Raw genomic sequence first — 21,316 nt, 5'->3', positions numbered from 1 at the left:
GCCGGCACCGCCGCCGGGCGCGGCGTGTCCGGCTATCCCGCCGTCCGGGCGGCCACCGCCTGGGCGAGGGTGCTGAAGAAGTGGCTCATCGCGCGGGAGGTGCACGGGAGTTCGGGGTTCCAGGGGAGGACGGTGGCGCCGTCCGCGAGGCGCGTCCAGCCCTCGTTCTCCCGGAGCGCGTCGAGCGGGGTGGCGTTGCCCCGGGCGTCCGCGAGGATCACGTCGGGGGCCGCCCCGGCCGCCGTGGCCCAGTCCGTGGTGACCCAGTTGCCGCCGCTGCCCGGCAGGTCCGCCGGACGGAGCCCCAGTTCGGTGAGTGCCCGCAGATCCGGCCACGCGTCGGCGCGTGCCACGTGCACCGTGTCGGCGCCCGCGGGCGACAGCGCCGTCACCCGCACCCGCGGCGCCTCCCCGGCCGCGGCCCGCAGCGCGTCCGCGCTCGCCTCCAGCCCGGCGGGCGCCGGGGGTTCGGCGCCGAGCGAGCGGGCCAGTTCCGCGTACCGCTCGCGCACGGAGAAGAGCGAGTGGCCCGCGCCCGTGCCGACGGCGACCGTGGGCAGTTCAGCGGCGAGCTCCCCGGCCGTCTCCGGGTCCACGCCGTAGAGGTGCTCCCCGTCGTAGGTGACGGAGACGAACAGGTCGGCGCCGCTCGCGCGGACCGCGGCGGCGTCGATCTCGGCCCCCGCGCCGAGGTACGGGACGTCCCTGTCCGTCAGGGCCTCCGCCTTGACCGGGTCGATCCCGTCCTTGTCGTGCGGGGAGCCGAATATGCCGCTCACCGGCAGGCCCAGGTCCTGGAGGACCGCGGCCGCCTGTACGTAGGCGACGATCCGGCGGGGGCGGCGCGGAGCCGTCGCTTCCCGTCCCCGGTCGTCGCGGAAGGCCCAGAAGCTGTCCATGGTCATGCGTCTCCCGCCCGCCCTCGTGCGCGCCCTTCGGTGGACGGGCGCGCGCGTCTGTGCCAGTGCCCTCCCCCGCACTTGCCCGCGGTATGCGTACCTGCACCGGCCCGCGACGAACGCCAACTCCCTTGCCCCGCTGGCGGGTTGGGCGTCCGATGCCTAGGGTCACGGGCATGGGGTCACGGGGGCCGGCGCGGCGGCACACGGTACGGGCGCGGACGGGGATCCGGCTGTGGCCGGTCGGCACCGTACTCGCGCTGATCTTCACGGCCGCGCTCGCCGTGTCCGGCACGGTCTTCTGGACGCTGGCCGGACTCCTGGGCGTACAGGGGCTCGCGCCGGAGACCCGGCTGACCTCCAGGACGCTGTTCGACCTGGTCAAGCTCTCGTTCGGGGTGGTAGCGGGCTCGGGCGCGCTGGTCGCCCTGGTGGTCGCCTACCGGCGGCAGCGCATCGACGAGGACGGGGCGCACCGCGAGACCGTCCGGCTGCACACCGAACGCTTCACCACCGCCGTCTCCCAGCTCGGCGACCCGTCGACGGCCGTCCGCCTCGGCGGAGTTCACGCCCTCGCCGGACTCGCCGACGACGCGCCCACCGACGCGCTCCGCCAGACCTGCGTCGACGTCCTGTGCGCCTACCTCCGCCTGCCGTACGCCCCCGACCCCGGCGACGGCGACCAGGAGGCGCGCCGCGAGCACCTCGCCCTCCGCGAGGTCCGCCACACCGTCATCCGCCTGATCCGCGACCACCTCCGCCTCCCCACGGACCACCCCCACTCCTGGCGCGGCTACGACTTCGATCTCACCGGCACCGTCCTCGACGGAGGCGACTGGTCCGGCGCCCACTTCTCGGGCGGGGAGGTGTCGTTCGCGGGGGCCACGTTCTGCGGCGGGAAGGTCTCCTTCGCCCAGACGCACTTCTCCGGGAGCCGGGTGTCCTTCCTGGACGCGCGGTTCACCGGGGGCGAGGTCGACTTCTCCGGGGCGCGGTTCTCCGAGGCGCTGGTGCTGCTCGGCGCGGAGTTCTCGGGCGGTGAGGTCTCCTTCGGCGCCGCGGAGTTCTGCGGGGGCGACGTCAGCTTTCTGGGGGCGCAATTCTCCGGGAGCCAAGTCCGCTTCGGGGGTTCCCGGTTCACCGGCGGGCACGTCACCTTCCTCCAGCCCCGGTTCACCGGCGGAGAGGTCAGCTTTGCGCGCGCCGAGTTCTCGGGCGGCCGCGTCGCCTTCCACCACGCCCGCTTCGAGAACGGCGAGGTCTCCTTCGCCTACGCGGTGTTCTCCGCCGGTGCGGTGTCCTTCACGGGGGCGCGGTTCTGCGGCAGCGCGGTCAGCTTCCGCGACGCCCGGTTCGCGGGCGGGCAGGTCCTGCTGACCGGTGCCGAGTTCGCCGGCGGCCTGGTCTCGTTCGCCCGCGCGGAGATCTCCGGTGGCGAGATCTCCTTCACCGGGGCCGAATTCGCCGACGGCCGGCTCTCCTTCGCCGAAGCCACCCTCTGCGGCGGTCAGCTCGGCTTTTTCGCGGCGAAGTTCGCCGGACGCGGCGTGGGCGTGGCCGACGTCGTCCTCGCCCACGCCAGCCTGAGGCGCGGCACACTCTCCTTCACCGGGGCCGAGTTCCTCGGGAGCCGGTTCTCCTTCGACCACGCCCAGCGGTACCGCGACGTCGAAGTGGAGCTGCTGGGCGCCTCGGGCCGCGTACCCGGGGAACTCCGCGCCTGGGCCTCGCGGCCGGGCTCCGCGGACTGACTCCGGCCCGAAACCGCCCCCGCCCCGGTCAGTTGATGCGGAGGCTGTAGGCCCAGTCGTTGAAGGTCTCGCCGCCGGGGGCGACGGTCTCCATGACCCTGCCCTGGCAGTCGTAGCCCTCGTGGAGCACGGCGGGGCTGTCGGTGTGGTTGACGATCTCGTCGGCGTAGCCCTCCAGCGGGATGCAGCCGTGCGGGTCGACGTGGGTCTCGCCGTTGATGATCAGCTCGCCGTTGGCCGCCGAGGCGGGGGCGGCGATCCTGCCCGGGTCCGCGCCGCCGCGACGATGCCCCGATCGTGGAGCGGGGGTGTGCCGGGGCGCGCGGCCGGAGGAGGCCCCGCGCGTCAGACCACGCCCCGTGCCCGCAGTGCGGCGACGGAATCGGGGTCGTGGCCGAGTGCGGTGAGGATGGGTTCGGTGTGTTCGCCCAGGGCGGGGACGGGGCCCATGCGGGGCTCGACGCCGGACAGGTCGGCGGGTGGCAGCAGGGCTTCGGCGGAGTGTTCGCCGCCGGGGAGGGGCACGGTGCGCCAGCGGTCGCGTTCCTTCAGCACGGGGTGGGCGAGGAAGTCCTCGACGGTGTTGACGCCGGTGTTGGCGATCCGGCAGGCGTCCAGCGCCTGTTGGGCCCGCGCGCCGTCGAGTTCGGCGAAGCGGGCGGCGACGATCGCGTTCAGCTCGTTCCGGTGCGCGACCCGGTCGGCGCCGGTCGCGAAGCGCGGGTCGTCGGCCAGGCCGGGGCGTTCCAGGAAGCGGGCGCAGAACGCGTGCCATTCGCGCGCGTTCTGCACGGAGAAGAGCACCTGTCTGCCGTCGCGCGCCGGGTAGGCGCCGTACGGGGCGATCGTCGCGTGCTGGGTGCCGAGGCGGGGCGGCTGGGTGCCGCCGTAGCGCGTGTAACCGGCCGGCTGGCTCAGCCACTCGGCCAGTGCCTCGAAGAGAGAGACCTCCACCGCGCGGACCGTGCCGGTGGTGGCCCGCGCGAGGAGCGCCGTGAGGATGCCGCTGTACGCGTACATGCCCGCGGCGATGTCCGCGACCGAGATGCCGGCCCGCGCGGTGCCCTCGGGGGTGCCGGTGAGCGAGACGAGTCCGGTCTGGCACTGCACCAGCAGGTCGTACGCCTTGCGGTCGGCCCAGGGGCCGTCGGAGCCCCAGCCAGTGATGGCGCAGGGGACGAGGTCCGGGTGGCGTGCGGCCAGTCGGCCGGCGTCCAGGCCGAGCCGTCCGGCGGCGCCCGGGCCCAGGTTCTGCACGAACACGTCGGCGCCGGACAGCAGGGACTCCAGCACCTCCCGTCCCGCCCGCTGCTTGAGGTCGAGGGTGAGCGACTCCTTGGAGCGGTTCAGCCAGACGAAATAGCTGGACTCGCCGTGCACGGCGGTGTCGTACCGGCGGGCGAAGTCGCCGCCGTCCGGGCGTTCCACCTTGATCACGCGGGCGCCGAGGTCGGCGAGCTGCCGCGTCGCGAACGGCGCCGCGACGGCCTGCTCGACGCTGACCACGGTGATCCCGGCGAGCGGCGGCGGGGACCCGTACGACGCTGCGGACGGGACGGTCATGGTGCCTCCACGGCGGGGCGGTCGGGGACAGGGGCGGCCGGTGCGGTGGACTACCCACGCGCGGGCCGTCCGCAACCCCCGCGTCCGCCTCACCCGTGGTGCGCCCCGTGGCTGACATCCTGGCGGGCACCCCGCGCCGCGCTGACAGGGCAGTGCGGCGCCCGCCGTGTGGAGGTCGTTCCGTGCATCGTTGGCTCTCCGAGCGGCGCCGGTCGGCCGTGAGTCTGTTCGTCGCACTGTGCGCGGCCGCGCTCCTGCCGCTCGACAGCGTGGCGCGGATCTCGGCGGTGGACGTCGGCGTGCTGGCGCTCTTCGCCTATCTGGTGCCCTATCTCGGCGTCACACTGGGCACCTTCCTGACGGTCGCCCCGGACCGGGTCCGCTCCTGGGCGCACCGGGAGGCGCGCGGCACCTTCGCGCAGCGCTACCTGCTGGGGACCGCGCCGGGCCCCGGGGTGTCGCTGCTCATCGCGGCGGCCGCGCTGGTGGTGGCGGTGGTGTGGCTGCCCGGCCATCTGCACACCACCTTCGAGGCGGCGCCGCGCACGCTGCTCGCGCTGGCCCTCGTCGTCCTCGCCTGGATCTGCGTGGCCGTGGCCTTCGCGGTGACGTTCCAGGCGGACAACCTGGTGGAGAACGGCCGGGGGCTCGACTTCCCCGGGAAGGAACCCCCGGCCTGGTCCGACTACGTGTACTTCGCGCTGTCGGTGATGACGACCTTCGGCACCACCGACGTGGACGTGACCTCGCGGGAGATGCGCCGGACGGTGGCGGCGAACGCGGTCATCGCCTTCGTCTTCAACACCGTCACCGTCGCCAGCCTGGTCTCGGCGGTGGGCGGCGTCTGAGCGGCGCCGCCCCACGCGTCAACGGGCGGCCGGAGTCAGGGGTGCGGCGCCGGTGATGAGGTCGGCGGCCTTCTCCGCCGCCATGATGGTGGGGGCGTTGGTGTTGCCGCGCGGCACCGAGGGGAAGACCGAGGCGTCGACGACGCGGAGGCCCGCCACGTCGAGCACCCGCAGCTCCGGGTCGACGACCGCGCCGATGGCGCAGGTCGACGTCGGGTGGTACAGCGTGTGCCCGGCGCGCCGCGCCCAGTCGAGGATGTCGTCCTCGGAGGCGGAGGCGGGTGTGTCGTACGGGCCGGTGACGAGGTCGGCCACGGCGGGCTGGTCCGCGATCTCCAGGGCGAGGCGGATGCCGGCGACGATGCAGTCCCGGTCCTCCTGCGTGGTCAGGAAGTTGTGCTGGATGCGGGGTGCGGCGTCGGGGCGCGGGGAGCGCGGGGTGACGGTGCCGCGGCCGGTCGGCGCGAGGACGCAGGGACCGAAGGCGAGGCCGTGCTCGGTGGGCGCGCCCAGGCCCTCCTGGTGGTAGAGCAGGCCGGCGGCGTGGAACTGGACGTCCGGGGCCGTCAGTTCGTCCCGGGAGCGGAAGAAGCCGCCGCTCTCGGCGAGGGTGGAGGTCAGCGGCCCGCGTCCCTCGCTCTGCAGCAGCGCGGCGTTCTCCGGCGTCGCCGCGGACAGCATCGACTCGGCGTCGGTGCGGAAGTTCAGCAGCGTCATGTAGTGGTCCTGGAGCCCCTGGCCGACGGGCAGGTCACGGAGGACGTCGATGCCGAGCGCGGCGAGGGTGGCACCGGGCCCGATGCCGGACAGCATCAGCAGCTTCGGCGACTCGTAGGCGCCCGCGGACAGGATCACCTCGCGCTCGGCGCGGACGACCTCCACGGTGCCGCCGCGCTCCACCTCCACGCCCGTGGCCCGGCCGCCCTCGACGACCACGCGGTGGGCGCGGGCCGAGGGCAGCACGGTGAGGTTGGGGCGTTCGAGCGCGGGGTGCAGATAGGCGACGGCGGTGCTGCACCGCATGCCGCCGCGCTGGGTGACCTGGTAGCGGCCGACGCCGAACTGCGTCGCGCCGTTGAAGTCCTCGTTCGGCTTGTGCCCGGCCTGTTCGGCGGCGCGGACGAAGGCGGAGGCGAGCGGGTGCGCGAAGCGGGCGTCGCTGACCGTCAACGGGCCGCCCGCGCCGTGGTATTCGTCCTCGCCGCGCTGGTTGTCCTCGGCCCGCCGGAAGTACGGCAGCACCTCGGCGTACGACCAGCCGGTGGCGCCGGCCGCGGCCCAGCCGTCGTAGTCGGCGCGGTTGCCGCGGACGTAGAGCATCGCGTTCATCGAGCTGGACCCGCCGAACATCCTGCCCCGCGGCAGATAGACCCGGCGTCCGCCGATGCCCGGCTCGGGTTCGGAGTCCAGGTCCCAGTCGAGGTCGGACTTGAACAACTGCGGGAAGGCGGCCGGGACATGGATCTCCTGCGCCGTGTCCGGGCCGCCCGCCTCGATCAGCGCGACCCGGACCCCGGGGTCCTCCGTGAGCCGGGCGGCGAGCACCGAGCCCGCTGATCCCGCGCCGACGACGACGTAGTCGTACCTGCTCATTCCATCCCCTTGGGTCGGTGAGGAGTGCGTCGTACGAGCGAAGGTTGCCCAGCCGGCGCGAAAGCAGACGCGCCCCGCCGCTACCGCATCGCGCCCTCGAGGGTGTCGTTCCAGTAGGAGACGGTGGAGTCCTCGCCGAGGGCGAGTCCGGCGGGTCCCGGGGAGGTGACCTCGGCGGTGGCGCCGGTGCCCTGGCCCTCGCGGTCGGCGAGTTCGACGGTGAGCCGCTTCTCGCGGTGCACGTCGGCGCCCTCGCCTTCGGCCAGGCCGAGCGAGGCGTAGGCGGAGGCGCCGGGCTCCAGGGAGACCACGGACTGCGGGGTGCCGCCGCCGGCCGGGAGCGGGGACTGCGCGTCCGGGTGGCCCACGAACGGGTGGCCGTACAGGTCGCAGCGGGCGCTGCCGTTGTTGGTGGCCTTGAGCAGGACGACGGGCGCGCTGCCGCCGGTCTCCTGGAGCCCGACGGCGACCTTGCCGACGGTGCAGGTGGTGCGCTCCTCGCCGGAGCCCCCGGTGCCGCCGGCACCGGGCTCGGTGCCGCCGCCCGTCGAGCCGGGGTCCTGGGCTCCGGGGTCCGCCGGACCCGTGCCCTTCGCGGTGGAGTCGGCGGAACTCCCGCCGGTGGCGGCGGAGTTGGCGGCTTCGTCCTGGCAGGCGGTCAGTGCGAACACGGCGGCGGCTGCGGCGGTGACGAGGCCGGCGGTACGGGCGGTGCGGCGGGCGCGGCCCGGGCCGGTCGGACGGGTGGTACGGCGCATGCTGGTCACAGGGTCCCCCAGGGTGTTCCGGATGCGGCGCGGCCGCCCGCTTGGGGCGGGGCGGCCGGGCCGGGTCGTCCACAGGGACGGCGCCGGGGACGGTTTCGGTTACACCGCCCCCTGTGATCCACCCCACGGGGGAAATCCGCGCCGGACGGGAACCGCACGCGGCCCGGCGGATGCGGCAACTCCCTTCCGGGCGGGAGGAGTTGCCGCGCCTTCGGGGTTCAGCCCGCGTACCCGAAGCGGGCGTTGCGGGCGGCGAGGGCGCCGGGGGCCGCGCCGGGGACGGGGGCCAGATGGTGCACGTGCGCGGGCGGGATGTTGCACAGCACCGTCTCGCGGCGGAACTGGTGCGCGTCCAGCGCCCGTTCGACCGCGGCCTGGGTGTCCAGCACGGTGCCGAGCTCGGCGCCGGTGGTGAACATGCGGCGCAGCGGCCGCATGCCGGAGTACGCGAAGAAGGACAGGGTGCCGGCGGGCCGCAGCGCGGACAGCAGGTGGCGGAAGATCTGCTCGACGGTCGTGGCGTCGAAGTTGGCGAAGGGCAGGCCGCACACGATCGTGTCGTAGGTGCCCAGTTCCTGCTGCTGCACCTGTCCGGTCCGCAGGCGCACCTGCGGGTCGGTGGCGTACCTGCGCTCCAGCAGGGCCGCGAACCGGGGGTTGGCCTCGACGAGTTCGAGGCTGTCCAGCGGGTCCAGCGCGGCGCGGACGTGCCGGGTCACGGCTCCGGTGCCGGGGCCGACCTCCAGCACGGCGCGCGGGCTTCCGGGGGTGGGGACCACGTAGCGGGTCAGGGCTTTGGCGAGCCAGGGGCTGCTGGGGGCGATGGCTCCTGTGTCCCGGCGGGTCCGGGCGAACTCCCTGAGGAACAGTGACACGTCGATCCCTTGGTGATGGCGAAATTTTCGGCAGCTCAGGACGCGGCGCATTCCGGGGAACGGCCGCCCGTCGTCGACGACACGCTAGCGGGCACCCCACCTGGGGTCGCCGTTCGGGAATGGCCCGGAGGACAGGCTCCGGTGATCGCTTTCGCCGCGCGGTTTCCGCCCTGAAAGGGGTGCGGACCGGTCCCCGTACGCCGCCGGAAATTAATCGGATTCTCATCGGCCGGGGAGAAAGAATTGTCCACCGCTGTCGGGAATTTTACGCCGGGACGCAGGAAAAGGGACACCGGGCCCCCGCGCGGCCGCCACCCGGGAACGAAAGGGGACGGACCGGGCGGACGGGCCGCTGTTCGTTATCCGCTCGCAATGCTCCCCGGCGGCGACAGTCCCGGGGCCCGGTGGCAGGATGCAGCGCAACTCGCCCTGCCGGATGCGGTATTGCTCAACATCCCAGGAGGACCCCAGGTGTCTGCGAAGGTGTCTGCCCGATCCCCGCGGCGTCCGGTCGCGGCCGTTCTCCCGCTCCTCGTGACCTCCGGTCTGCTGGCCGGCTGCACGAGTACCACCTCGGCCGGGGCCGGGGGCTCCGAGATCCGGCTGGTGTCGGAGGGGAAGCTGACGGTCTGTACCCATCTGCCCTACGAGCCCTTCCAGTTCAAGAAATCCGGAAAGATCGTCGGATTCGACGTCGACGTGATGGACCTGGTCGCCGAGGAGCTCAAGGTCGAGCAGAAGATCGTGGACACGCCCTGGGAGGGCATCCAGTCCGGCGAGGACCTCAACGCCAACAAGTGCGACGCGGCCGCCGCCGGCATGACCATCAACGACGTCCGCAGGAAGAACCTGGACTTCTCAGCCCCCTACTTCGACGCCACCCAGGCCCTGCTCGTCAAGAAGGGCGCCACGTACGCCTCGCTGAAGGACCTGAAGGGCAGGAAGCTCGGCGTCCAGGCGTCGACCACCGGCGAGGAGTACGCGCGGAAGAAGGCGCCCGACGGCGTCGAGCTGGTCCAGTTCGAGGACGTCGGGCTGCTCCTCACGGCCGTGCGGACGGGCCAGGTGGACGCGGGCATCAACGACAACGGGGTGCTCTACGACTACGTCAAGGGCAATCCGGACACCCGCGTCACGGCCGAGTTCGACACCGGCGAGCAGTACGGGCTCGGCGTGCGCAAGGGCAACACCGCGCTGCGGAAGAAGATCGACCAGGTGCTGAAGCAGGCCAGGGCGGACGGGACGTACGACCGCATCCACAAGAAGTGGTTCGGCAAGGAGCCCGGGAAGTAGGCACCGTCCGCACCCCGCACGGCCTTCGGACGCCGCCGGGCAGGCGGCAGTTGAGGAGTCACACCACCATGCCCGCCATGCTCACGCACCGCAGGCAGCGGGCGCGGACGGTACGGGGCGTCCAGTACGCGGTACTGGCCGTCGCCGTGGCCGCGCTCGCCCTCGGCGCGAACTGGGGAGAGATCCGCCGCGCCTTCTTCGACCTCGACGTCGCGCGGGCCCAGTTCCCCGAGATCATCGGCACCGCGCTGGTCAACACCGTCGTCTACACGCTGCTCGGGTTCGGCTTCGGGCTCGCGCTCGGGCTGGTCCTGGCGCTGATGCGGCTCTCGTCGGTGCCGCCGTACCGGTGGCTGGCGATCGCGTACATCGAGTTCTTCCGGGGCGTTCCCGCGCTGCTGGTCTTCATCGCGCTCGGCTTCGGCGTCCCGATCGCCTTCCAGGTGGTGATCGACCAGTACGTCACCGTGATGCTGGCGCTCGGCCTCGTCGGGGCCGCGTACATGGCGGAGACGATCAGGGCCGGTATCCAGGCCGTGCCCAAGGGGCAGGTGGAGGCGGCCCGTTCGCTGGGCATGTCCCAGGGGCGCGCGCTGCGCTCGATCGTCGTCCCGCAGGCGTTCCGCATCGTCCTGCCGCCGCTGACCAACGAGCTGATCCTGCTCACCAAGGACTCCTCGCTGGTCTATCTGCTCGGCCTCTCGCTCGGCCAGTACGAGCTGGCCAAGTTCGGCCGGGACGCGCTCAACGAGAACCGCAGCCTGACCCCGATCCTGGTCGCCGGGCTGTGCTACCTGATCATCACCCTCCCGCTCGGCCATCTCGTCCGGCGGCTGGAGGCCCGTACCGCGAAGGCGAGGTGAGGCGCGATGAGCGAGCAGGAGACGCGGACGGCGGGTGAGGCCGCGATCCGGGTCGAGGGACTGCACAAGTCCTTCGGCGCGCTGGAGGTGCTCAAGGGGATCGACTTCACCGTGCGGCGCGGCGAGGTGGTGTGCGTCATCGGCCCGTCCGGTTCGGGCAAGTCGACGCTGCTGCGGTGCATGAACCTGCTGGAGGAGCCGACGGCCGGCACCGTCGCCCTGTCGGGCACCGAACTCACCGACGGGGACGTGGACATCGACCGGGTGCGGCGCCGGATCGGCATGGTCTTCCAGGGCTTCAACCTCTTCCCTCACCTGACCGTCCTGGACAACCTCACCATCGCCCAGCGGCGCGTCCTCGGCCGCTCCCGCGAGGAGGCCGAGCGGATCGCGCACGCGCACCTGCGGCGGGTCGGGATCGCCGAGAAGGACGCGGCCTACCCGGCGCAGCTCTCCGGGGGCCAGCAGCAGCGGGTGGCCATCGCGCGGGCCCTGGCCATGGACCCGGAGCTGATGCTCTTCGACGAGCCGACGTCCGCGCTCGACCCGGAGCTGGTCGGCGACGTCCTCGCCGTCATGCGCCGCCTCGCCGACGAGGGCATGACGATGATGGTCGTCACGCACGAGATGAGCTTCGCCCGCGAGGTCGCCGACCGGGTGGTGTTCATGGACGGCGGCGTCATCGTCGAGGAGGGCACCCCGGAGCGCGTCATCAGCGCCCCGCGCCACCGGCGCACCCGCACCTTCCTCGCCCGCGTCCTGGACCCGGCGGCGGCCGGGGTGGCGGAGGACGAGGCCGGGTGACCGGGTGCGCTCAGCCCGTCACGGGGTGCGGAAGCCGCGGAAGGTGACCTTCCTGCGGGCCTCGAAGCCGAGCCGCTCGTAGAAGGCGAGCGCGCCGGTGTTCTCCTCGACGACGTGCAGGAAGGGGCGTTCGCCGCGCGCCAGGACGCGTCCGGCGAGGGCGCCGACCAGGTGTGCGGCGTGCCCGCGCCCGCGCGCCTCCGGCGCGGTGCAGACGGCGCTGATCTCGGTCCAGCCGGGCGGCCGCAGACGTTCGCCCGCCATCGCCACCAGGGCGCCGTGCTCGCGGACGCCGAGGTAGGTGCCGAGTTCGCGGGTGCGCGGCCGGAAGGGGCCCGGCCGGGTGCGCTCGACCAGGGCGAGCATCGCGGGCACGTCCTCCGGGCCCAGCTCGCACAGCTCGGCGCCGGCCGCGAGCGGCGGCGACGGGGGCGTGCTGTCCGGCCAGAGCAGCTGGCGGCCGTCCGCGGCGAAGACCGGCTCCCAGTCCGGCGGTGGTGTCGCCTCGCCGCTGAACAGGTCGGCGAGCTCCCCGCGGCCCAGCAGCCGCACCAGGTCCGCCCACTCCCCCGGGCCCGGGTCGGCGCCGACGGCGGCGAAGGTCGCGACCTCGGGAACGTAGGCGGCCGCCCCGCCGGACCGGCGGGCCAGGTGCGCGTGCGGGCCGCGGAGCGAGGCGCCGACCGGGTCGTCGAGCACCGCGGCATCGGGCGTCGCCGCATCGGCCATCGCCATCGTGCCGGACCTTTCGTCGTGGACGGAGTCTTCGGGGTGCGCGGGGGCGTCCCCGGGCGGCCATTCTCGTGCGGCGGTCCCGGGGCGAAGGAGGCGGGGTCGGGCCGCCCTGTGGTGACCGAGGCCGCGGCGGACCACGTACGGGCCCCGCACACCGCGCCTCGCCCGCCGCCGTGGCATGCGGCGGCGGGCGAGGGCGGCTCCGCACGGACGCAGACGGACGGGTCCGTCAGGCGGGCGTCGGGTGGGCCGCGAGGCGGGTGCCGACGGCGCGGGCGACGTCCGGGTGGGCCAGGTACTCCTCGATGTCGTGGGCGCGGTCGGAGGAGTTGGGGGCGACGAACTCGGCGGGGTGGCCCGTCCAGTGGGCGGCCAGCGGGCAGCCGATGGCGACCGCGTCGTGCGGGCACCAGGCGTTGAACCATCGCTCCACGCCCTCGGGCAGCCGGGGCCCGCCGGTCAGCAGGCGGCCGTGGACGCTGTCCATGCCGAGCGGGCTCCCGGCCGTGACCAGCAGGTTGACGCGTACGGCGGGCGGCAGCCGCGTGATCAGGTCCATCGCGACGACGGTGCCGAGGCTGTGGCTGACCAGGACCAGCTCCCCGCCGGGCGGCACCGTGCGCAGCACCTCGTCCAGGACGGCGTCCCGTACCCGCCGGTCGGCGAGGTACGCGGCGACGTCGCGGAAGATCCGGGCGATGACCAGATCGTCCACGCCGGTCCTGGCCGCCACCCAGCTCAGCCGGCGCTGGAGCAGCCCGACCAGGGCGCTGCCCAGGCTGTCCCGGAGCCCCTCCTGCGCGGCGGTCTCCTCCTCCGGGGGCATGCCGGAGCGGGCGGCGGCCTCCGCGATCAGCTCCTCGTACAGCGCTCTCGCCGGTGCGGAGGCGGGCGCGGCGGACGGCGCGGGTTCGGCCGCCACCTCGGCGAACGAGCGGGCCGGGGCGGCTTCCAGGGCCTGCGCGAGCGTGTCGCCGTAGTACGGGAACCACGCCTGCGCGGGGTCGACGGGGGTGAGTCCGGCCCGGGTCAGGCCGTGGTTGAGTCCGGCGGCCCAGGCCTGCCGCAGGGACCGGGGGTCGCGGCCCTGCTGGCTGCGGCCGTGCAGGAACAGCAGGTGCCGGCCGCCGCCGAACGCGTCCTCGCGGGCCGCGATTCCGGTGCGGCCCGCGCCAACCGCCTCGGTGATCACGGGGGTTGGGGAGGGCACGGTCTCGGGGGCCAGGGTGGTGAAGGAGGCGCGGACGCCGTCGAGGGTCGCGTCGATCCGGGTGGCCTGGCCCTTGGTGAAGAGGAACATGGCGGCGTCGTCGGTGTAGTCCATGAAGTTCATGAACATGTCGCCGCCGCCCCCGTTGTCGCAGGTCATATGGGGGAAGGCCGGGGTTCCCGTGTTGGGGCCCGCCTGGTTGGGGGTGTCGCCGACGAAGTCGCTGCCGCTGCATCCGGTGCCGTCGTCGCCCCAGATGTGGAACAGGTTGAGCCAGTGCCCGACCTCGTGGGTGGCGGTCCTGCCCAGGTCGAAGGGGGCCGTGGCGGTGCCGTGGACGCCGAAGGCCGTGGACGTGATCACCACGCCGTCCGTGGCGGGCGGGCCGCCGGGGAACTGGGCGTAGCCGAGCAGTCCGCCGCGCAACGGGCAGACCCACATGTTGAGGTACCGGTCCGAGGGCCAGGCGTCGTGGCCGCCGCTCGCGGTGAACTTGACCCGGTCGTCGGTGTCGAAGCCGCCGGTCGAGCGGGTCCTGGTGATGCCGCTGGTCGGGGCGCCCGCGGGGTCGCGGGTGGCGAGGTGGAACGCGACGCGGGTGTCGGCGGCGAGTTCGCTCCACTGCGCGGGCACGTTGCCGACGTCCGGATTGGTGCCGCGGAAGTCGCGGTTGAGAACCTCCAGCTGGCTGACGATCTGCGCGTCCCCGACGTTCTGCGCGGCCGTCTCGTGGACGACGTGCACCACCACGGGGATGTGGGTGACGCCGGTTCTCGCCGTCGACTCCCGGCCGTACTCGTAGAAGAACGCGCGGTTCTCGATCGCCTCGCGGGCCACGGAGTACGCGGCGTCCTCCGTCAGGAGCCTGCGGTGCACCTGCATGGCTCCGCAGCGGCGGCCCGGCGGGTGGGTGTTCTGCGTATCGGACGGTGCTGCGCCGGACATGTGCTGCGCCTCCTCCGGCCGCGGGGCGCGAGGGGCGGGCGCCCCGCCGAACGCACGGCCGGATGTGCCGGGTTGACGCTGCCGCGTCCTCCCCCGTCGCACGCCGGCTCTTGCCGTGCCTGCCTTCCCGTCCAGGATGCGCCCGTTCCGGTCCGTCCGCACGTGTGCGCGGGGACTGGTCGACAAGCACCGGGGAGGGGCGCAAGGTTGGTGGTGTCGGCTGTCACGCCTGCGTGACAAGGAGGTTGACCATGGTCATCACACACGACCGGTCGCCGACGAGCTTCCTTGGACAGCTGGAACAGGCCACGGAACGCTACGCCGAACGCACCGGCGCACGGGAGCGGACCCGGCGGATTCTCGACGAGCACGGAGTGCTGTACGCGGACGCTCCGGACCGGGTCACCAAACGCCTGGCGCGGCTGGGAACGGACTGGAATCTGGCCACGGCGCTGAGCCGCACGCCCCGCGAGGCCACCACGGGACGCGGTCTGGGCGAGCTCACCCCGGAGAGCTTCGGCGCGGACCTTCTGGGGCTCGAACGCCTCATGGGACGCAACGACCTGATCGACGTCGGATTCCTGGAGGCCGGATTCGCCGCCACCCGTTCCGTCGGCCGGATCGTGGTGCGCGGCAGCTCGGCGCACTACGGCACGGGCTTCCTGGTCTCCCCCTCACTGATGCTGACGAACAACCATGTGCTCTCCGGTGAGGAGGAGGCGGCGCGCAGCGTCATCGAGTTCAACTACCAGGACGGGCTGGACGGCAGTGCCCTGATCCCGGCGGCCTTCCCGCTGGAACCCGCCCGGTTCTTCGTCACCGACCCGGCGCTGGACTTCACCTTCGTCGCCGTGGCCGGCCGGGGCACGAGTGGTGAGGAACTGGCGCCGTTCGGCTGGCTCCGCCTCAACGAGGCCCAGGGGAAGGTGATTCTGGGCGAACTGGTGAACATCATCCAGCACCCCAACGGCGAGCCGAAGCAGCTGGCGCTGCGCGAGAACCACGTCGTCGACCTGCTGGAACAGTTCCTGCACTACGCCACCGACACCGCCCCCGGCTCCTCCGGCTCCCCCGTCTTCAACGATCAGTGGGAAGTGGTGGCCCTGCACCACGCCGGTGTCCCCCTGCGGGACGCGGAGGGCCGGCTGCTCGCCGTCGACGGGAGCCTCTGGAGCCCCGAGAACGGTGAGGACACACTCGCGTGGAAGGCCAACGAGGGGGTCCGGATCAGCCGCGTGCTGCGGGCGCTGCGCGAGGCCCCGCTCTCCGGCGCCGCCGCCGAACTGCGCACCGCCCTCTTCGGGACGACGGACGGCACGGGCGGCACCCGGCAGCCGGGCGCGCCGACGGATCCGGTCGTCGTGACCGCGCCGGCCGGCCCGGGCGACGGGCAGCAGCCCGCCCCGTCCCCCGTCGCGGGAGCGGACTTCAGCGCCGGCGAAAGCGTCACCCCCGGCCCGGTGGACGGTGCGGAGAGCCCCGAGCAGGAGGAGCTGCGGGCCGCGCTGGCGGGGCTGGAGGCGGGCCGGGCCCGGCCGTACTACGAGGCCGCCGCCGACCAGATCGCGCGGGAGGTGTACTACGCGGACGTCGTCGGCCTGCCGGACGCCGAGCTGGGCCGCGCGCTGACCGCGCTGCTGGAGCGCACCCACGAGCGCCGGCCCGCCTACCGGCCGGTGCGGCTGCTGTACCCGTGGGTCGACCTCCACCCGGACCTGCAACTGCGCGGCGCCTACTCGGGGTTGACCTTCGCCCCCGAGGAGTTCATCCGCGCGGACGTGGCCGTGGAGGCCGCCAGGAGCCGGTACCGGCAGGAGCTGTCGGCGCGGGAGACGGTGCTCGGGCCGGACGCGGTCGCGGCCGAACTGGAGGCGATGGAAAACTCGCTGGTGTTCAACTGCGAACATGTCGTACCGCAGTCCTGGTTCGGCAAACGCGAGCCCATGCGCGGCGATCTGCACCACCTTTTCGCCTGCGAAACGGGCTGCAACAGTTTCCGCGGCAATATTCCGTACTTCGACTTCACCGATTTCGGCGAGGTCGTGCGGACCTCCTGCGGACGCCGCGAGAGCCAGGGTTTCGAACCGGCGGCCGGAAAGGGCCCGGCGGCCAGGGCGACGCTGTACTTCCTGCTCCGCTATCCCGGACTCGTCGGCGACGAGACGCGCGAACTGCGGCGGGAGCGGCTGGAGATGCTGCTGTCCTGGCACGAGTCGGAACCCGTCGGCGCGTACGAGCAGCACCGGAACGCCGCGATCGCGGAGATCCAGGGAAACCGTAATCCGCTCATCGACCGCCCGGACTGGGCCCGGCGTATCGACTTCGCGCACGTCTGGCCCTGACCATGGCGGCGACACGTCTGTCCGGCCGTCGCGGGGCGGGTGAGAAGGGCTCGTGGGAGCTGCGCGAGCATCTCCGGGCGCGCATCGGCGAGCTGGAGGCGCTGCTGCTCGCCAGGACGCAGGACAGCCAGGCCACCGGCCGCACCCGCATCCTGGCCGAGAAGGCGACGGCGGAGCTGGCGGAGGCCCGTGAGGTGCTCCGGCACGAGCACCGGCGGCGGCTGTCCCCCACCCATCTCATGGTCGCGCAGACGCACTTCGAGGCCGCGCACGCGCTGCTGCTGCGGCTGCTGCCGCTGGAGGACGTCAAGGCGCTGCTGCCGGGGCTGATGGCCTTCGTCCGGGAGCACCTGCCGCCCACGGACGAGCGCAGGGTGCGGCTGGAGGAGATCGACCGCTCGGTACGCCCCGACGGCGCGATGACCGCGGAGCAGCGCGAGAACCTGGTCGACGCGGTGATCACGGCCCGCCAGGCGCAGCTGAAGGAGCACCTGCGCGTCCGCAGCTTCGCCCGCATCGTGTACGGGGTCGCCGGAGTGCTGACGGTGGTGGCGGTGCTGGTCGGGCTGTTCGGCGGGATCTCGCCCGGCGCCGTGCCGCTCTGCTTCAGGCCGGACAGCCAACTCGTCTGCCCCACCGGGTCCTCGGTGCAGTGGCGGGACTACCTGATCGTCGAGTTCGCGGGGCTGGTGGCGGCCGCCGTCGCCGCCGCGGCCTCGCTGCGGAAGATCAGGGGGACGGCCACCCCGTACAACATCCCGGTGGCGCTGGCGCTGCTCAAACTGCCCACCGGCGCGCTCACCGCGGTGCTCGGGCTGCTGCTGATGCGCGGGTCGTTCGTGCCGGGACTCATGGCGCTCGACTCCTCGGCGCAGATCATCGCCTGGGCCATCGTCTTCGGTTACGCGCAGCAGATCTTCACGAAACTCGTCGACAGCCAGGCCAAATCCGTCCTGAGTTCCGTCGGTGGCCCCGGACGGCCACCACCGGGAAAGTCGGCGCGCAACGAGGAGAACGGACCCGAACGCCCGTGATTCCCGACCACGGAAAAGCACTGCACCGTACGGGAGTTGCGGCCCCCATGGGGTCCGCCTAGCGTGAACTGTATGAGTACACAACCGGAAGCACGAGACGAGTACTACACCGTGGTGCCCGGTGACACACTCTCCGAAATCGCGGAACGATTCCACACCACGGTGCAACAGCTACAGGCCTGGAACAACATTCCGGACGCGAACAAGATCAAGGCGGGGCAGCGGCTGATCGTGTCGAAGACCGCGGCGCCGGACGAGGCGGACTACGTCCCGTTCCCCGGTGCGGACTTCTTCAGGGACGGGCGGCAGAGCCCGATCATCGACAACATGGCGTACCGCCTGATCGACGAGGGCTGTTCCTTCTACGGCGCCGGCGGGCCCCCGCAGCGGTGGGACAGGACGCACCGCGAGTCGTACGCCGCCTGGCAGCGCAAGCTCGGCTACCACGGCGCGGACGCCGACGGGACCCCCGGAAAGACCTCCTGGAACAAACTCAAGGTCCCCTACTTCTACATGAGGAGGCAGCCGGAGGCGGCCTGAGCCCGCGTCACCCTCCCCTCACCCCCGGCGGCCTCACTCCCGGCGGCCGCAGACCTCCGGGTAGCGCTGCCGGGGCGCGACCGTGCGCCACTCCTCGCGCGTGAGCGGACGCGTGGTGAGCGCGCACAACTCCCGGTGCCAGGCGCGGGGAGAGACGGTGACGGACCGGATGCGGTCCTTCCCGGCGAAGACGGCGCGGGTGCCGTCGGGCGTCAGCTCCGGCACCGAGGCGCCGGTGGTCTTCGCCAGCACGGGGCCGACGGGCTCCTGCCGTACGAGGTCCCACAGGCGTACGTCGCCGCCCTCGGCGCCCGACCAGAGGGTGTCCCGGTCGGCGGAGACCAGGAGTCCGTGCCGGCCGTCGGGCAGGATGCGGAGGCCGCGCACGTACTGGCCGCGCCCGACCGAGACCGGGGTCGCCTCCTCCTCGGGCCGCTCCGTCAGCCGCCACCGCCGGACGCCGTCCGCGCCCGCGGTGAACAGCCGCGCGCTGTCCGGGGTGAACGCCAGCCCGCCCTCGGCGGGTTCGGGCAGCCGGCGGTGCTTCCGGGTGCCGGTGTCCCACAGGTGGACGACGCTCTGCCGGTCCACGGCGGCCAGCCGCCGCCCGTCCGGGCTCAGCTCCATCCGGTCGAGGAACCCGCCCTCGCGCGAGGTGAACTCCCGTACCACGCGCTGGCGTCGTACGTCCCACTCGACGATGCGGTTCGCGCGCGTCTCGGCGGTGAACAGCCGTCCGCCGTCCGGGGAGAAGGCCATGCCGGAGACCTGGGCCATGGCGGCGCTGTGCCCGCTGCGCAGCACGGCCGTGCGCGTGCCGCCGGCCACGTCGAAGACCTCGGTGACCGGCCGTCCTGGGTAACCCTGCGCCGACGTGGTGCTCTTGTCGAGCACCACGTGCGTCACCGCGAGGCGGCGACCGTCGGGCGAGAAGGCGAGCGCGTCGCCCCGGCCGGCGAGGCGGATGCGGCCGCGCGGCGAGCCGTCGGCGGTGTCGAGCAGCCGGACCTCGGAGCCCTCCGCGACGGCCATGGTGCGCCGGTCGGGGCTGGTCACGGTGCGCTCGAAGATCTGGTGGGGGGCGAGCCCCGGCGCGGGCGCCTCGGCCGCGAGCCGCCCGCCCTCGCGGGTGTCCCAGGCCAGCAGGGTGCCGTCCTCGGTCAGGGTGACGGCCTTGCTGCCGTCGGGGCTGTGGAAGACCTGGGCCTCCTCGTCGTGGCCCATTCCCGGTACGGGGTCCGTCGACGGGACCACCCCGTACCGGGAGTCCGCCAGCCACATGCCGTGCACCGGCTCGGTGACCAGGGTCTCCAGCCGCATGTCGTCCACGGCTGTGCCGATGCGCAGGCCCCGCTCCCGCAGGTCCTCCGCGTCCACGTCCCCGATCTTGCGGCGCTTGTCCACGTCCCAGACCTCGGCGCGCAGTTGCTCCGTCAGGCCGGGCCCCCGCTCGCGCTGCGCGTCCTCCAGGCCGACGAGGGCGCGGCTGCGGTCCTCCGACAGGGCTTCCACGAACCTGCCCCTGCCCGGGTCCCACGCCGACTCCTGGAGCCGCTGGGCCTCGCTGTCACGGCAGTCGAACTCCCTGCCCGAAGACCGGAGTTCGAAGAACATGCACGGCCGGGCGCTCCACGTCAGGTCCCGCCGTACGGTCTCGCGCAGCCGCCACCGCTCCGTGTCCCAGATCCGGGTGCGCTCGGGGTCGTCCAGGGTGAACGCGAAGGTGGAGCCGTCCCGGCTGAAGCCGCCGGCGGGCTCCTTCACGCCGGTGGCCAGCACCCGTGCCACGTGGTTGAAGCGCATCAGCCGCTCCGCCATCCGGCCGCGCGCCTCGGGCGTCGCCGCCGTCTCGTACGCGGCCGCGCCGAGCAGCAGCGAGCGCTGCATGCCCGGGTACGGGCTCGCCGACGCCTCGGCCAGGGAGCGGGAGAGCTCCAGGCGGCGGTCCTCGGCGGTGTCGGTCTGGACGGCGACCACGAGCGAGCCGAGCGCCAGCAGCGCGCACAGCACCGCGCCCGCCGTCACCCGGGCCCGCCGTCCCCCGCGCCGCAGGGCGGCGGCGCTGGTCTCGATGAACTCCTGCTGGAGCGGGGTGAGTTCGCCCTTGAACGCCGGGTCGGCGGGGGTGTTCCGGCGCCAGGACTCGGCGAGGCGCACCTCGTGCGGGCGCAGCAGCAGGCCGTCGCTGCTGCCTGCCGTCCTCCACTCGTGGGCCTGGAGGCCGAGGCGGGTGTGGAAGGCCACCCAGTCGTGCTCGCGGTCGACGAAGTGGGCGATGCCGGTGATCCCGGCTGCGAAATCCGCCGGACGGGACATGTCGAGGTGCTGGTACGCGGTGAGCTCGCCCCACTCGGCCTCCTGCATCGCCTCGGCGGCGCCCTGCGCGAGCTCCGGCGAGGCGATCACCGGGAGGATGCGTTTGCCCAGCTCCATGGCCTGCCGGCACTCGTCCCAGCAGTGCGGGGAGCGCAGCGAGTCGGGGGTGATCAGGACCACCAGGGCGTCCGAGGAGCGGATGGCCTCGCTCAGTTCCTCGCGCCAGCGGGTGGAGGGCTTGATGCCCTGCCAGTCGACCCAGACCTTGCCGACCCGCCCGTCCAGGCACTCCCGCACCCGGCCCGCGAACTCCCCGTCCCGGCGCGAGTAGCTGAGGAAGACCTGCTCGGTGCGGGCCACCGGCTCCGGCGGCGCGGCGGTGCGCAGCCGCTCGTCGAACGGGTCCCGGGCGGCGGCCAGCCGGGCCGACCACTCGCGCAGCGCCGCGCTCGCGCCGCCCGCCAGCAGCCCCGCGCCCGCGACCAGCAGCGGCCAGTACCACTGCGCGTACGAGGGGCCGAAGAGCGCCCCGTACGCCTGCTCGTCCAGCCACCGCAGCGCGGCGCGCACCGGCTCGGGTCCGGTGCCCGACGGGGACTCGCCGTAGGCGACGGGCAGCGCCTTCCGGCGCACCGCCCAGGCGCCGCCGCCCAGCAGCAGCGCGGCGCCCGACGCCCAGGCCAGGACCGGCCGTTCGGCGCTGGGCGCCGGGGTGCGGGGGCGGCCGAGCAGGGTGCCGCCGAAGGCCGCGCAGGCGAGGACCGCGCCCGTCAGGGCGGCCAGGGGGCCGAAGAACGGGAGGCACAGCAGCCAGGCCAGGGCTGCCGCCACCGGCCACGCCCCGTGCCGGTGTGCCATCGCCCGCCGCAACCGGATCATGCCGCCCCCAAGTACCCCGTGCCGCACCGGCGTTCGTCTGCCGTACGGAGGTCATCGTA

The 21,316-nt window shown here is 73.5% G+C and carries 15 protein-coding genes and 2 pseudogenes; 9 read left to right on the top strand and 8 right to left on the bottom strand.

All coding sequences use genetic code 11. The annotated features are described in order from the left end of the window. Nucleotides 1-32 precede the first annotated feature (32 nt). Nucleotides 33-905, bottom strand: a complete 873-nt coding sequence (locus tag HCC30_RS13675; RefSeq protein ID WP_169442768.1) for an ABC transporter substrate-binding protein — start codon at nucleotides 903-905, stop codon at nucleotides 33-35. 170 nt (nucleotides 906-1,075) lie between these two features. On the opposite strand from HCC30_RS13675, the gene HCC30_RS13670 reads away from it, so the two are divergent. Continuing rightward, nucleotides 1,076-2,650: a pentapeptide repeat-containing protein gene (locus tag HCC30_RS13670; protein WP_169442767.1), complete on the top strand. Its 1,575-nt coding sequence runs from the start codon at nucleotides 1,076-1,078 to the stop codon at nucleotides 2,648-2,650. Nucleotides 2,651-2,995: 345 nt separating this feature from the next. Here HCC30_RS13670 and HCC30_RS13665 read toward each other — a convergent pair whose 3' ends face one another. Further along, nucleotides 2,996-4,213 (bottom strand): CaiB/BaiF CoA-transferase family protein, encoded by a 1,218-nt coding sequence (locus HCC30_RS13665; protein WP_169442766.1) that lies wholly within the window; start codon nucleotides 4,211-4,213, stop codon nucleotides 2,996-2,998. Nucleotides 4,214-4,395: 182 nt separating this feature from the next. Here HCC30_RS13665 and HCC30_RS13660 point away from each other — a divergent pair, with 182 nt between their 5' ends. Next, entirely contained in the window at nucleotides 4,396-5,061 is a 666-nt protein-coding gene (locus HCC30_RS13660) for a DUF1345 domain-containing protein (protein WP_169442765.1), read from the top strand. A gap of 18 nt (nucleotides 5,062-5,079) precedes the next feature. Here HCC30_RS13660 and HCC30_RS13655 read toward each other — a convergent pair whose 3' ends face one another. The 3 genes from HCC30_RS13655 to HCC30_RS13645 all read right to left on the bottom strand — a co-directional run bounded on the left by HCC30_RS13655 (nucleotide 5,080) and on the right by HCC30_RS13645 (nucleotide 8,296). Then, nucleotides 5,080-6,654 carry an FAD-dependent oxidoreductase gene (locus tag HCC30_RS13655; protein ID WP_169442764.1) on the bottom strand — a complete coding sequence of 525 codons (1,575 nt, stop codon included), beginning with the start codon at nucleotides 6,652-6,654 and terminating at the stop codon, nucleotides 5,080-5,082. Between the two features lie 80 nt (nucleotides 6,655-6,734). Then, on the bottom strand, nucleotides 6,735-7,412 hold the full coding sequence (locus HCC30_RS13650; RefSeq protein WP_169442763.1) for a DUF4232 domain-containing protein: 678 nt from the start codon (nucleotides 7,410-7,412) through the stop codon (nucleotides 6,735-6,737). A gap of 227 nt (nucleotides 7,413-7,639) precedes the next feature. Then, a complete protein-coding gene (locus tag HCC30_RS13645; protein WP_169442762.1) occupies nucleotides 7,640-8,296 on the bottom strand; it encodes a methyltransferase in 657 nt (218 codons plus the stop codon). A 549-nt stretch (nucleotides 8,297-8,845) separates the two neighbouring features. On the opposite strand from HCC30_RS13645, the gene HCC30_RS13640 reads away from it, so the two are divergent. The 3 genes from HCC30_RS13640 (at nucleotide 8,846) to HCC30_RS13630 (ending at nucleotide 11,256) form a co-directional block, all read left to right on the top strand. Further along, nucleotides 8,846-9,589, top strand: a complete 744-nt coding sequence (locus HCC30_RS13640; RefSeq protein ID WP_240979582.1) for an ABC transporter substrate-binding protein — start codon at nucleotides 8,846-8,848, stop codon at nucleotides 9,587-9,589. Between the two features lie 77 nt (nucleotides 9,590-9,666). Next, nucleotides 9,667-10,452, top strand: coding sequence for an amino acid ABC transporter permease (locus HCC30_RS13635; protein WP_169442885.1), 786 nt, complete (start codon nucleotides 9,667-9,669; stop codon nucleotides 10,450-10,452). Between the two features lie 6 nt (nucleotides 10,453-10,458). After that, nucleotides 10,459-11,256 (top strand): amino acid ABC transporter ATP-binding protein, encoded by a 798-nt coding sequence (locus tag HCC30_RS13630; RefSeq protein WP_169442760.1) that lies wholly within the window; start codon nucleotides 10,459-10,461, stop codon nucleotides 11,254-11,256. An 18-nt stretch (nucleotides 11,257-11,274) separates the two neighbouring features. Here the strand turns inward: HCC30_RS13630 and HCC30_RS13625 are convergent, their stop codons facing one another. Further along, on the bottom strand, nucleotides 11,275-11,991 hold the full coding sequence (locus HCC30_RS13625; protein ID WP_169442759.1) for a GNAT family N-acetyltransferase: 717 nt from the start codon (nucleotides 11,989-11,991) through the stop codon (nucleotides 11,275-11,277). A gap of 229 nt (nucleotides 11,992-12,220) precedes the next feature. After that, nucleotides 12,221-14,146 (bottom strand): zinc metalloprotease, encoded by a 1,926-nt coding sequence (locus HCC30_RS28595; protein ID WP_240979552.1) that lies wholly within the window; start codon nucleotides 14,144-14,146, stop codon nucleotides 12,221-12,223. Between the two features lie 251 nt (nucleotides 14,147-14,397). Between HCC30_RS28595 and HCC30_RS13615 the strand changes: the two genes are divergently transcribed. The 4 genes and pseudogenes from HCC30_RS13615 to HCC30_RS28585 all read left to right on the top strand — a co-directional run. Continuing rightward, nucleotides 14,398-16,488 carry an endonuclease gene (locus HCC30_RS13615; RefSeq protein WP_169442758.1) on the top strand — a complete coding sequence of 697 codons (2,091 nt, stop codon included), beginning with the start codon at nucleotides 14,398-14,400 and terminating at the stop codon, nucleotides 16,486-16,488. Nucleotides 16,489-16,490: 2 nt separating this feature from the next. Further along, nucleotides 16,491-17,522: a hypothetical protein gene (locus HCC30_RS13610; RefSeq protein WP_169442757.1), complete on the top strand. Its 1,032-nt coding sequence runs from the start codon at nucleotides 16,491-16,493 to the stop codon at nucleotides 17,520-17,522. Nucleotides 17,523-17,594: 72 nt separating this feature from the next. Beyond that, a pseudogene (locus tag HCC30_RS28590) lies at nucleotides 17,595-17,744 on the top strand (LysM domain-containing protein); the annotation flags it as partial. 42 nt (nucleotides 17,745-17,786) lie between these two features. Further along, a pseudogene (locus HCC30_RS28585) lies at nucleotides 17,787-18,062 on the top strand (peptidoglycan-binding protein); the annotation flags it as partial. A gap of 33 nt (nucleotides 18,063-18,095) precedes the next feature. On the opposite strand, the gene HCC30_RS13600 reads toward HCC30_RS28585, so the two are convergent. Continuing rightward, nucleotides 18,096-21,209 carry a toll/interleukin-1 receptor domain-containing protein gene (locus tag HCC30_RS13600; RefSeq protein WP_169442756.1) on the bottom strand — a complete coding sequence of 1,038 codons (3,114 nt, stop codon included), beginning with the start codon at nucleotides 21,207-21,209 and terminating at the stop codon, nucleotides 18,096-18,098. Nucleotides 21,210-21,316 lie beyond the last annotated feature (107 nt).

It is taken from the genome of Streptomyces sp. HNM0574 (assembly GCF_012726235.1).
Lineage (GTDB): Bacteria > Actinomycetota > Actinomycetes > Streptomycetales > Streptomycetaceae > Streptomyces.
The sequence above is the reverse complement of the archived record's forward strand: the minus strand, read 5'-3'. Positions and strand labels throughout refer to the sequence as shown.

What these genes read in the sequence shown, in the direction of transcription:
- HCC30_RS13675 (WP_169442768.1), bottom strand. Translation starts at nt 905, where the DNA reads ATGACCATGGACAGCTTCTGGGCCTTCCGCGACGACCGGGGACGGGAA.
- HCC30_RS13670 (WP_169442767.1), top strand. Translation starts at nt 1,076, where the DNA reads ATGGGGTCACGGGGGCCGGCGCGGCGGCACACGGTACGGGCGCGGACG.
- HCC30_RS13665 (WP_169442766.1), bottom strand. Translation starts at nt 4,213, where the DNA reads ATGACCGTCCCGTCCGCAGCGTCGTACGGGTCCCCGCCGCCGCTCGCC.
- HCC30_RS13655 (WP_169442764.1), bottom strand. Translation starts at nt 6,654, where the DNA reads ATGAGCAGGTACGACTACGTCGTCGTCGGCGCGGGATCAGCGGGCTCG.
- HCC30_RS13650 (WP_169442763.1), bottom strand. Translation starts at nt 7,412, where the DNA reads ATGCGCCGTACCACCCGTCCGACCGGCCCGGGCCGCGCCCGCCGCACC.
- HCC30_RS13635 (WP_169442885.1), top strand. Translation starts at nt 9,667, where the DNA reads ATGCTCACGCACCGCAGGCAGCGGGCGCGGACGGTACGGGGCGTCCAG.
- HCC30_RS13630 (WP_169442760.1), top strand. Translation starts at nt 10,459, where the DNA reads ATGAGCGAGCAGGAGACGCGGACGGCGGGTGAGGCCGCGATCCGGGTC.
- HCC30_RS13625 (WP_169442759.1), bottom strand. Translation starts at nt 11,991, where the DNA reads ATGGCGATGGCCGATGCGGCGACGCCCGATGCCGCGGTGCTCGACGAC.
- HCC30_RS28595 (WP_240979552.1), bottom strand. Translation starts at nt 14,146, where the DNA reads ATGTCCGGCGCAGCACCGTCCGATACGCAGAACACCCACCCGCCGGGC.
- HCC30_RS13615 (WP_169442758.1), top strand. Translation starts at nt 14,398, where the DNA reads ATGGTCATCACACACGACCGGTCGCCGACGAGCTTCCTTGGACAGCTG.
- HCC30_RS13610 (WP_169442757.1), top strand. Translation starts at nt 16,491, where the DNA reads ATGGCGGCGACACGTCTGTCCGGCCGTCGCGGGGCGGGTGAGAAGGGC.